The following is an 11,428-nucleotide window of genomic DNA, read 5'->3' on the forward strand; positions in this document are numbered from 1 at the left end:
AACCACGTAAAATAATCGGTTTGTTCGCTGACCACATACCTCCAAAATGGCCTTGATAGTTCATAAATACGGCGGTACGTCGATGGGTTCCACGGAACGCATCAAGAACGTCGCCAAGCGCGTGGCAAAATGGCACGACGCCGGCCACCAGATGGTGGTGGTCCCCTCCGCCATGTCGGGTGAGACCAACCGCTTGCTGGGACTGGCAAAGGAAATCATGCCCCAGCCTGATCCGCGCGAGCTCGACATGCTGGCTTCCACTGGCGAGCAGGTGTCCGTCGCGCTGCTGGCGATGGCGCTGCAGTCGCTCGGCAAGCAAGCCGTGTCCTATGCCGGCTGGCAGGTGCCGATCAAGACCGATTCCGCCTTTACCAAGGCGCGCATCCAGTCGATCGACGACGAGCGCGTACGCCGTGACCTGGACGCTGGCAATGTCGTGATCATCACCGGTTTCCAGGGCATGGACCCCGAAGGCAACATCACCACGCTGGGCCGTGGCGGTTCCGACACCTCGGCCGTGGCAGTGGCCGCGGCGCTGAAAGCCAAGGAATGCCTGATTTACACCGACGTCGACGGTGTCTACACCACTGACCCGCGCGTCGTCACCGACGCCCGCCGGCTCAAGACCGTCACGTTCGAAGAGATGCTGGAAATGGCATCGCTTGGCTCCAAAGTGCTGCAGATCCGCTCCGTCGAATTTGCCGGCAACTACCGCATGCCGACCCGCGTGCTGTCGTCGCTGACCGATCCGCTGATGCCGCTCGATGAAGAAGCGCGGTCCGGCACCCTGATTTCGTTTGAGGAAGATACCAACATGGAACAAGCAACCATCACCGGCATCGCGTTCAGCCGCGACGAGGCCAAGATCACCGTGATCGGCGTGCCCGACCGTCCTGGCATTGCCTATCAGATCCTGGGCCCGGTTGCGGATGCCAACATCGAAGTCGACATGATCATCCAGAACCAGTCGACCGACGGCAAGACCGACTTCACCTTCACCGTGCCGCGTGGCGAGTACACCAAGGCCATGGACGTGCTGGAGCGCAGCGTGCGCGAGCACATCGGCGCCGCCCGCATTGTCGGCGACACCAAGGTATCGAAAGTATCGGTGGTCGGCGTCGGCATGCGCAGCCATGTCGGCATCGCATCGCAGATGTTCCGCACCCTGTCGGAAGAGAACGTCAACATCCAGATGATCTCCACATCCGAGATCAAGATCTCGGTGCTGATCGACGAAAAGTACATGGAACTGGCAGTGCGCGCGCTGCACAAGGCTTTCGGACTGGAATCAGCCTGATTAGTGTGTCCGGTTAAGCTTCTTTCATTGACCGGACCGCACTGACAAGCTATTATCCGAGTCCTTGCCTGGCCGCAGTTTCAGCCGGGCAGCATGTGGAGACGTGGCCGAGTGGTCGAAGGCACTTCCCTGCTAAGGAAGCATACGGGCTTAAACCTGTATCGAGGGTTCGACTCCCTCCGTCTCCGCCAGTACAAAGGTCTCTAACCTGCTCAGCAGGCTTAGAAGCCGCCCGAAGCCCCGCATCACGCGGGGCTTTTTTCTATGGGCTCCTGACTATGACCTGCGGCCGCTGTGACCTGCCCCGGGATTTTCGGACCACGAATAATTTGAGAAGATAGCTCCATGCCGAGCAAGTGTTTGCTGGCGAGACAGGACACGGCTTGAGCAACGAGGAGTTTGCGGCGCCGCGCCCTCGATACCGACGTGATCGCACGCGCCGCCGCGGGTCAGCCTCGTTCTTCGGGCTGGCGCAGCGCCGACAGACCATCCATCACCGAGGCGATCAGGTCGATGGGCATCGGGAAGATGATCGTGGAACTCTTCTCGCCGGCGATCGCGGTGAGTGTCTGCAGGTAACGCAACTGCATGGCCTGCGGTGCCTGGGCCAGTTTTTGCGCCGCCTCCAGCAGCTTGTCGGAGGCCTGTAGCTCACCCTCTGCGTGGATGATCTTGGCCCGCCGCTCGCGCTCGGCTTCGGCCTGCTTGGCGATCGCGCGCACCATGCTTTCATTCAGGTCGACATGCTTGATCTCGACATTCGAGACCTTGATACCCCAGGCATCGGTCTGTACATCGAGCACCTGCTGCAGATCCTGGTTGATCTTCTCGCGTTCGGCCAGCAGCTGGTCGAGCTCGTGCTTGCCGAGAATGGCGCGCAGGGTCGTCTGGGCCAGTTCCGATGTGGCGTGCATGTAGTTCTCGACCTGGATGATCGCGAGTTGCGGATCCACTACGCGGGCGTAGACTACCGCGTTGACCTTGACCGAGACGTTGTCGCGCGTGATCACGTCCTGCGCCGGCACATCCATCACCACAGTGCGCAGATCCACACGCACCATCTGCTGGATGCCGGGAATCAGGATCACCAGTCCCGGACCCTTGACCTTCCAGAACCGGCCGAGCTGGAACACCACTCCACGCTCGTACTCGCGCAGGATGCGTATCGACGCGCCTGCAAGAACGAGCAGCAGGATGGGAAGGAAGCCGTAACCGAATTCCCAGTACATGACGTTTCTCCTTGGTTGATTTCAGGGGCCTGATGTCCGGGATGCTTGTGTGGTTTGGGTTGCAGGGCAGGTCGCGCTCGCGTCCGGCTCTACCTGCAGTACGAGTCCGTCGCGACCGGTGACGCGCACACGCTGGCCAGCACACAGCGGCGTGGTCGATCTGACGCGCCAGCGTTCGCTATGCACCCTCATCCAAGCACCATCCGCCGATGTCTCGAGAATTTCACCAGTCGCCCCCAGCATTTGCTCGGATCCAGTGACCACTGGGCGCGTGCGTGCCTTGAGTGCGAGCCGGAACACCACCAGCACGAACAGCACGTTGACCACGGCTACCGTGGCGATCAATCCGATCGGTATGCCGAAGCCCGGCGTGTCGGTATCGATCAGCATGACCGAACCGATAACGAAGGCGATGATGCCGCCCACGCCCAAGGCGCCGAAGCTCGGCAGCAAGGCCTCGGCTACCAGCAGCACGAACCCGAGCAGGATCAACGCCACCCCGGCGTAGTTCACCGGAAGCATCTGCAGCGCGAACATGCCCAGCAGCAGCGAGATCGACCCCGCCACACCCGGTACGCCGAAGCCTGGCGTGGTCAGCTCAATGTAGATGCCGTAAATGCCGAGCAGCAGCAACAGGTAGGCCACTGTCGGGTCGGTGATCACGCTGAGCAGCCTGGTGCGCCAGTCGGGCTCGATGGTAACCGTCGTCGCTGTGCGGCTGTCGAGCGTGCGCATGACGCCCTCACTCATCTGCACGGTGCGGCCGTGGGCCTGCTGCAGCAATCCAGTCAGGTCGACCGCTACGAAGTCGATCACTCGCTGCGCTTGCGCCTCGGACGCGGACAGGCTGGCGCCCTCGCGCACAGCCTGATCGGCCCATTCGACGTTGCGGCCTCGCATCTGGGCCAGCGAGCGAAGGTAGGCGGCCGAGTCGTTGACGATCTTGCGGGTCATCGCGTCGGCACCCGCTTGCACCGCATCTGCACTGTCCTTCGGCTGGTTTGCCTTGTCGTCCTGAGCACGGGGCGGGGGCGGCTTGGCGGGCGCAGGCTGCGGTTGCGTGCCGGGCAGGCCGCCGAGCTGCACCGGCGTGGCGGCGCCAAGATTGGTGCCCGGCGCCATCGCGGCGACATGGCTCGCATAGACGATATAGGCTCCCGCACTGGCCGCGCGCGCGCCGCTGGGAGCCACCCAGGCCGCCACCGGCACGGCAGAGGTCAGGATGTCCTTGACGATCTGGCGGGTCGAGCTGTCCAGTCCGCCCGGCGTGTCGATCTGCAGCACGACCAGCGGTGCATTGTCACGCGCGGCCTTCTGCAGTCCACGAGCAATGTAGTCGGCCGTCGCTGGCCCGATCGGCCCGCTGACGCGCAGCAGCGGCACATGGGCTGCTGCTGCCACGAGCTGCTGCGCGACCGCGAACGCGGCCGCCGCTATGGCAAACAGCAGCAGTCCAAGCGTGAGCCAGTGACACAGGCTCGAGGGTCGCCTGGCCGGAATCGGAGTCATGGAACCGCCATCGTCGAAATCTCCAGTTGGTCATCGGACCGCCTGCCGACGATGCGAGCCAACGCTGACTATGCTCGGTCTTTCTCGTAAGGCACCCTTGAGCCGCGTCAACTTGAGAGTCAGTCCGGACATTACACTCGCGTCCTTCACGGGTCACGGCCCGCACGTGGCCGCCAAAATGGCCCGGCCAGTTACAGGATTGATCTCGCCCTCCGACATCGTGCGTACAGTCCTCGCCAACCCACCCACGCTAAGCAATCTCTCCTCCAGCAGCCTGAGAGAGGTGTTGTTCGCGAAGCCGGACAGGAGATCGGCGGTAATCAGGCATAAAGCCAGGAAGCCGATCCCGATTAGCAGGCTGGTGCGCCCCTCGACAAGCAGCAAGCGCAAGTTGCGCTCGGCCAGCGTCGACTTGTATTCGAAGTGGTTGTGGATGGCCGCGGCGAGTCGCCGCGACAGGGCTGCTGGCCGCGATGTACTCGGCCAGGTCTACGCTGAACTCGCGGACTCCTGCCTATGTGGCTTCCATGGCCGCACGCCTGATTTGCGAATCAATGCGAACACACTCCGGGTCGTGCGAAGTAGGCTGTCAAAGCGTAGCAAGGGTCAAGCAGGGTCGAAATTCGCGCTCACCTTAAACCCATGTCCTGCATCTGCAATTTATCTGATAGCATATATTTGGAACGGGTTTCGCTCAATGAAACTTTGGTGCGTGCCAACCCGCGTACCGGCGCGCAATGCGTCACGACGAGTTCCGCCGGCATTTTTTTATAAATAGAAAATACAGGAGATTCAATGCTTACTCTCATCAAGAACCTTGTCCGCCTTGGCCTGGCCGCCAGCCTGGTCGTGTGTGGCAGTGCACAGTCCCAGGAAGCTGGATATCCGAACAAGCCCATCAAGCTCATCGTCGGGTTGACCCCAGGTGCATCCTCAGATTTCGTCGCGCGCGAGATCGCCAAGGGTTTGGGTGAGAGACTCAAAGTGCCCGTGATCGTCGAGAACAGGCCTGGTGCGAACACGATCATCGCCAGTAACATGGTTGCAAAGTCGGCACCGGATGGATACACCTTCCTGATTTCAAGCAGCATGAATGCAACGAATCCCTGGGTGTACGAGAAACTGCCATACGACTACCGCAATGACCTGAAGAATATTGTCCTGCTTGGTGTGGCGCCGAATCTCATGGCGCTTTCGTCCAGGGTGCCGATCAACAATCTGAAAGATCTGATCGCCTTCTCGAAAAAGAATCCGGGTGGCTTCTCCTACGGATCAGCTGGTATTGGCTCGGTCCACCACCTGCTCATGGAGATCGTGGCCCAACGTTCGGGAATCGTCCTTAACCACATTCCGTACAAGGGCGGTTCAGTTGCAATTCAGGACGTCGTGGGAGGAAACCTCGATTCATACTTCGGTACCATCGCCTCGACACGCAACTTCATTCAGCGCGGCGATTTGAAGCCACTCTTCGTGACGACCAATGCGCGTTCAAAATACATGCCGCAGGTCGAGACGCTGACAGAAAACGGATTGCCAAATCTTGAATCTGGCTATTGGCTCGCCATTTCGGGTCCTGCTGGCCTGCCGGCATCCATCATCGAACGTATCAACCGCGAAGCAAACGAGGTACTGAAAACGCCAGCGGTCGTTGAGCGGCTTGAAAAGCAAGCGATTGATCCAAAAGGAGGATCAATCGCTGACATGGAAAAATTCTTCGAACGTGAGCTTGGATTCTGGAAGGAAGCCGCCGCAGCGGCGAAAATCAAACCGATGGCGCAATAAGCCGGGGGGCTTTTGCTGGCAGGGCGCGCAAATTTGCGTCGCTCTGCTTCCAGGAATTAAAGTCCTGAAACCAGTATTGGCGCTAAACCGGGAAGCATGTGAAGGAGATCCGCATTGAGTAACATCCCGAATCCCCTTGCGCGCTATGATCTCACGGACCTTCGCCTCTTCCTTGCGGTCGCAGACTCGGGGAACATGTCACGCGGAGGGGCCTTGTGCAACCTTGCCCCGTCCACAACCAGTTTGCGTATCTCGCACCTTGAAGAGGTGCTGGGTGTCACGCTTTTCAAGCGGGAGGCCCGGGGCGTGCAACTCACGCAGCCCGGCCATATCTTGCTGGAACACGCACGGCGTTGCCTTGCCCAACTTGAGCAACTCCATGCGGACCTGGCCCCCTTTCTGGGGGGCTTTCATGGCCAACTGGTTCTGATGGCAAACAGCAACGCGCTGGCGTCCTACCTTCCCTCGGACCTTGAGTCATTTTTAGTAGAGCATCCGGGCATACGCGTTGCCCTTGAAGAGCGATCCTCTGCCGAAATCGCCTCTGCAGTTGCCAGCGGCCGTGCTGACCTGGGAATTGGCGTGTGGGACGGGGAATACCCGGCACTGGAATTCAGCCCTTATCGAACAGACGAACTTGTCCTGATAACGCCACTTCGACATAAGCTGACAGAGCAGACATCAGTGAGATTCGCCGATTGCGTCAAAGAACCATTCGTTTGCCTGCAAACAGGAACGGCGATCCATACCTTCATGGCCAGGCAAGCCATTGAACTAGGCCATCGACTGGACGTTCGAGTTCAGGTTTCGAATTTCGCAACCATTGCGGCTCTCGTCTCTGCTGGTGTCGGGGTAGGCATCATTCCCCGCTCAATCTTCGAGTCAGCGGATAAAAAATGCACCGCCGTGAGACTGCATGAGAACTGGGCCGATCGACGACTCTCCATATGCGTCCGGCGCAGTCCGAACGCCTCCAAACCAGCGGACCTGCTACGAGCCCACCTGGTAAAGTGAGGCAAAGATCCCTGATCCTTCCCTCACTTTCATCAACTTCATCACTTGCCTCAATTTCGCCGCACAGGCTGATTACTTCTTGTCGACGCGGAATCGTTTGATTTTTTCTTCATCAAGCGTCACCCCCAAACCTGGCTTTTCAGGGGCATACATATATTTTCCTTTCCGGAGAATTGGCTCGGTCACGATATCTTCGGCCAGGATTTCGTTCACGCCGACAGCCAAGGGTCCCTCCAGGAGATCGCCAGGCCAGGAAGTCGCCAGATGCACAGCTGATGCTGTCGCGACACTTGCGCCTGGATGGTTACCCGGAAAGATTCGCATGCCCGCAGCAGAGCCTATTTCCCAAAGCTTCTTGCAGCTCCAGGCACCGCCGTTTTTAGCGATCTTGGTCTGGAATACACTAGCCGCGCGCATGGTAATCACCTTGATCAGATCAGTATCAGAAGATACGCATTCATCGGCCATGATCGGCACGTTATAGCGGCTAGCCAGTTCGGCCATGCCGGCGAGATCCCATGGCGGAAGCAATTGTTCAACTGCATCAAGCCCCAGATGTTGCACCCGGTTCATGAAACGCATGGCACCCGCCATATCCATGCCACTGTTGCCGTCAGCGCGGATGATGATGCGGTCACCCATGGCCTTGGCGAGAAACTCAACTGCTTTTGCGTCACGTTCAGGATCGTTGCCGACCTTGACTGTAAAACTGGAATAGCCCTCGGCGACACGTTGCTCGACCTCTGACAGCAAGGCAGTATTGTCAGGCATGATGCCAAGTGTGATGCCTGCCGCAACGGCGGTTTTCGCGCGGCCGCCCAGGATCTGGTAAGCAGGCACACCCAATATCTTGCCCTGCAGGTCCAGCATCGCATCAGCGACCGCAGCCATCGGATAATTCGTATTCCACACGGCTTCTTTGAGATCGGCAATGATGGCCTGGTGATCAAAAATGCTGCGACCGATCAGACGCGGCGAATAATGATCGACGATGATGGATTCAATGCTCTTGAATGTCTCGCGGCTTCCCTGACGCATCCATGCGTGCGTCTCTCCGATGCCGACCAGACCCGACTCCGTGTGAATTTTCAGAATCATCACATTGATACCCTGACGCGGTGCGCCAGCGGCGATTTTGAAATTGGTCTTGAACGGTAACCAGAGCGGGATCAGTTCGAGACTACGGATGATGCCGGCTTTGTATCGGTCCGACCCGGACCAGTCGCTCGAGGTCTCGCTACCGTGTGATTGATTTGTCGTCATGCTGTTCTCGATCAAGGTTTTCAGAAAATTGGTTTAAAGGCGTTAAGAAGAATCGGATCCGGGTTTGCGGACTGGCTCATGCCGGGCGTGCGAGCCTGGCCTGCAACTCGTCAACTGATGCTGTTCCCTGAAAGCCTAGAACCGATTTCTCGAGGCTTGCCACATCAAGATCAGGCGAGACCACACCAATCAAACCTGTGACCTTTGAACGTATTTCTTCCATTGACATGGGGTTGGCGGCTGTTCCTTTGCTGTTGAGTACACGGGCAACCCGGACCTCGCCAGACTTCAGCGTCAAACGTGTCTGGGTTCCGAAATACGCAGGATAAACTTGCTCAAACTCCGGGTCTTCACCCACCTCGACCTTGTCTGCCCATTTCAAGATCGCGGGATCGGCCAGGTTGGCCTCTTCAAATGCATCGAATCGGCTGGGACCAAAAGCCAGTGTGGCTCCGACGGTGTAAGGAAGGCTGTACTGCGCAGCCATTGGCGTGGCGGGTCGCATCACGACGTGCTGCTGCGGGAGCTTTGACGGCCCGCTCACATGGATGGACTCGACTTCGTCGATGGCCAGGCTGAAGTTGTTGGTGACTTCGCGCAAGCCATCAATCATTGAATGCAGCAGGCGACAGCAGGCGTAGGGTTTCAGACTGATTTCATGAATAGCCAGCGGCCCCTCGACCAGCAAGTCATCAAGGTCCGCCTTTTCAGCATACAGCGACAGAAAGCCGTAGCGCCCATCGAGGGCTCTGCGCGGCGCCTCAATTCCAGCTAACGAGAACTGCGCAGCGATCACGCCGTTGTGCGCAGCATAGCCAGCGTGCACTCGTTTGACTTCAGCACCAACTTCTTCCTGCGAAAACTGCATGGAGCCAGCCGTCAGCGACAGGGCATGACCCCAGGCACGCGCAATGCCATCAGCACCGAGCCCGTACAACTTGGCCGCAGCGGTTGCTGCACCGAATACACCAAACACAGGGGTAGGGTGATAGCCCGCCGCAATCACCCGGTTAGCACCTGCCGCCCGGCCCAGTCGGGCAATGGTTTCGTAGCCTGCTGCTACAGCCGCCAATACATCCTCAGCGGAGGAACCGAGTTCAGCAGCCACCGCAAGGGCAGCAGGAAATACCACAGATCCCGGGTGACTCATGGAGGCATCGTGCGTGTCGTCAAGCTCAAAGGAGTGCGCAGCTACGCCGTTGACAAGGGCGGCAACCTGAGGCGCCACCAAAAGATCGCTTGCAATGATGCGGGACTTTCCAGTGCCACTGAATCGTTGTGCCCAATCATGCAGCGATGCAACCCAGGATCGGTCTGCTCCACCATAGGAGACCCCGCAGAAGTCGAACAAGAGACGAGCCAGCTGCCCAGTGTCTGCTGAGCTCAGATTCGACGCAGAGAAGTTGGCCAGCTTTTTCGCAAGCATTGCGGAATAGTCGATATTTGTTGCATTAGACATAAGCTGATCCAGTGAAAGTCGATCTGAAACGATTTATTGAGATCAATGATTCGAAGGCGGTCTTCATCTGCGAGCCATATTTCCGAGGCCAATTCTCAAATCGGCTGGATGTTTTGTCGAACGAGTATTTTCAATACGAGCGTTTGCATTTGGCAATAGCTCATGCGCGTTACTCCATCCCCAATGCAACTCGCCTCCTCGACTGTGGAAGATACGTACCAGGAAAGCCCGAAACCGTCAGGCTCCAGCCAGACTCGGGTCCTAACCTGAGTCAGCAGCACGGCGCTCTTGCCGTTGCTGCTTTACGTTACGGACCACGGAGACAATCATGTCGGAATTGAAGAAGCAGGAAACAGCCGCAGGCACTAAAAAATGGGCAGTCATGGATAGCCAGCAGCGACTGCGCTATGTGTTTCGTGTGTTCGTGATGGTCATGACCATGGGCATGGCCTTCCCGAACGCGGTTGTCGAGTGAGTCAATGCCGGCATGATGGCTCAGCGCTGCCCGGTCTCGCTCGCCGCGAATGCATTCGCGGCGCGACCTGACTTCCGTTGCGGCCACCTGCGCCGGAAAGTGCAGGCTGGCCTTTGAATGGCTCGGGTATTGCCTCAACCGTCCATTCAAGTCTGCTGCCGTACCTGCCATGACTGCGAATGACAATGGCCATCACTATCACTATCACCAGGGATTGCACGCACTCCCACGATTTCCACGTATTCAATCTTGTTGAAGGAATGGGTGACAGCGACGACACTTCCGGCAATGCGGCCGAGCAAGGCCATCGCCATTGGTGAAAGCAGCGATACCTTCGCCAAAGTGTCACTCGCATCCTGCGGACACACGATGACAATGGAGTGGCTTTCTGCGGCTCCGATGGTGCGATATTCCACGGTTGAATACAGCGAGACATAGTCCTCGCGGCAGCTATTCTCCGGTAGCAGGATCGAGGAAGTGATCAGCTCGATCAGGCGCTCTGCATGATTGAATTTGACGTCGCGCAGACGCAGCATGTTTTCTGCGAGCCTGCTAAGGATTGATGCATCGCGTTGCGACAAAAGGCGCTCGATTTTCATGGCGAAAGATCCCCTTGGCCTATCGGATATATGTGGCCAATGAAAAAGACGTGGGTATCAGGCGATGACGCTGATACGTTTGTATTTCGGGTGGGAGTGGCTCGGGAGGCGGTGGGAATCGATGGTTCCCTCAGGCGCTCGCCGAGCCTAAGAGAGGCAGGCGAGGCTTCGGGTGGACAGTTGCGCGCAGCGGATATCCAGGGGTGAATATCCGTACGATCGGCATTGAATGCGATCAAGGCTGAACAGCGAACCCACAGGCGACGCTCCCTCGTTCAGGGACGAACAATTGCGATTCGAAAGAATGCAGGTCTTGTTCACGTTGGCGTCAGTATGGAGGTTTGCGGCTTTCGCTTGGCTTTCGCTTGAGTATAGCTACATTGCCCGATACGTCAACATGGTGGCCGATCAGATCATGGCGGCAAAGCCATGAATCTTCTGGGTTCGGCAGGAAGCGCGCCGCCTGCTTCACTCAATCATGAAGAAGGCCGTCAACAATGCGACTTTGCACGCGATCAGGAAACGGATCTTTGTCCGGATCCGATTCCCTCTCTCAACGATGTCCTTGGCGTGACGACGTTTACTTGAGTGCGCCAGAATACGTTTGGCCCAAGCACCAGCATCCCGCTGGGGCGAATAGCGATTGTTTGTCATGATGGATCATCCCAACGCCTCTCAGGCGAAGCAAACCAGACAGAAAGAGCCACATACGGCAAGCGCCGTAGTGCAGTGCTGAGAGTGAGCTTGCTCGGCGTTGACGGTTGAACCGGTTTTACCAGGCTCAACCGGCTCGCCGAGCCA

10 protein-coding genes and 1 tRNA gene are annotated in these 11,428 nt (G+C 58.2%); 5 read left to right on the top strand and 6 right to left on the bottom strand.

Annotated elements, in window-relative coordinates:
- Positions 1–46 precede the first annotated feature (46 nt).
- The gene (locus FVE66_RS11900; protein WP_151447633.1) at positions 47–1,297 is read left to right on the top strand and encodes an aspartate kinase; all 1,251 of its coding nucleotides are present in this window, start codon (positions 47–49) and stop codon (positions 1,295–1,297) included.
- A gap of 97 nt (positions 1,298–1,394) precedes the next feature.
- Positions 1,395–1,488, top strand: a tRNA-Ser gene (locus tag FVE66_RS11905).
- 258 nt (positions 1,489–1,746) lie between these two features.
- On the opposite strand, the gene FVE66_RS11910 is transcribed toward FVE66_RS11905, so the two are convergent.
- Positions 1,747–2,526 carry a slipin family protein gene (locus FVE66_RS11910; RefSeq protein WP_151447634.1) on the bottom strand — a complete coding sequence of 260 codons (780 nt, stop codon included), beginning with the start codon at positions 2,524–2,526 and terminating at the stop codon, positions 1,747–1,749.
- Positions 2,527–2,547: 21 nt separating this feature from the next.
- Entirely contained in the window at positions 2,548–4,035 is a 1,488-nt protein-coding gene (locus FVE66_RS11915) for an NfeD family protein (protein ID WP_151447635.1), read from the bottom strand.
- Between the two features lie 795 nt (positions 4,036–4,830).
- On the opposite strand from FVE66_RS11915, the gene FVE66_RS11920 reads away from it, so the two are divergent.
- Positions 4,831–5,817, top strand: a complete 987-nt coding sequence (locus tag FVE66_RS11920) for a Bug family tripartite tricarboxylate transporter substrate binding protein (protein ID WP_151447636.1) — start codon at positions 4,831–4,833, stop codon at positions 5,815–5,817.
- 114 nt (positions 5,818–5,931) lie between these two features.
- The gene (locus FVE66_RS11925; RefSeq protein WP_241673182.1) at positions 5,932–6,831 is read left to right on the top strand and encodes a LysR family transcriptional regulator; all 900 of its coding nucleotides are present in this window, start codon (positions 5,932–5,934) and stop codon (positions 6,829–6,831) included.
- Positions 6,832–6,903: 72 nt separating this feature from the next.
- On the opposite strand, the gene FVE66_RS11930 is transcribed toward FVE66_RS11925, so the two are convergent.
- Both FVE66_RS11930 and FVE66_RS11935 read right to left on the bottom strand, forming a co-directional pair.
- Positions 6,904–8,094 carry a mandelate racemase/muconate lactonizing enzyme family protein gene (locus FVE66_RS11930; RefSeq protein WP_151447637.1) on the bottom strand — a complete coding sequence of 397 codons (1,191 nt, stop codon included), beginning with the start codon at positions 8,092–8,094 and terminating at the stop codon, positions 6,904–6,906.
- Between the two features lie 76 nt (positions 8,095–8,170).
- Positions 8,171–9,553 carry an MmgE/PrpD family protein gene (locus tag FVE66_RS11935; RefSeq protein WP_151447638.1) on the bottom strand — a complete coding sequence of 461 codons (1,383 nt, stop codon included), beginning with the start codon at positions 9,551–9,553 and terminating at the stop codon, positions 8,171–8,173.
- Between the two features lie 328 nt (positions 9,554–9,881).
- On the opposite strand from FVE66_RS11935, the gene FVE66_RS20180 reads away from it, so the two are divergent.
- On the top strand, positions 9,882–10,028 hold the full coding sequence (locus FVE66_RS20180) for a hypothetical protein (RefSeq protein ID WP_161993260.1): 147 nt from the start codon (positions 9,882–9,884) through the stop codon (positions 10,026–10,028).
- A gap of 146 nt (positions 10,029–10,174) precedes the next feature.
- Here the strand turns inward: FVE66_RS20180 and FVE66_RS11940 are convergent, their stop codons facing one another.
- Both FVE66_RS11940 and FVE66_RS11945 read right to left on the bottom strand, forming a co-directional pair.
- Positions 10,175–10,627: a GreA/GreB family elongation factor gene (locus FVE66_RS11940; protein ID WP_151447639.1), complete on the bottom strand. Its 453-nt coding sequence runs from the start codon at positions 10,625–10,627 to the stop codon at positions 10,175–10,177.
- Positions 10,628–11,095: 468 nt separating this feature from the next.
- Positions 11,096–11,281: a hypothetical protein gene (locus FVE66_RS11945; protein WP_151447640.1), complete on the bottom strand. Its 186-nt coding sequence runs from the start codon at positions 11,279–11,281 to the stop codon at positions 11,096–11,098.
- Positions 11,282–11,428: the final 147 nt, after the last annotated feature.

This window comes from Lacisediminimonas profundi (assembly GCF_008831265.1).
Classification (GTDB): Bacteria; Pseudomonadota; Gammaproteobacteria; order Burkholderiales; family Burkholderiaceae_D; genus Lacisediminimonas; species Lacisediminimonas profundi.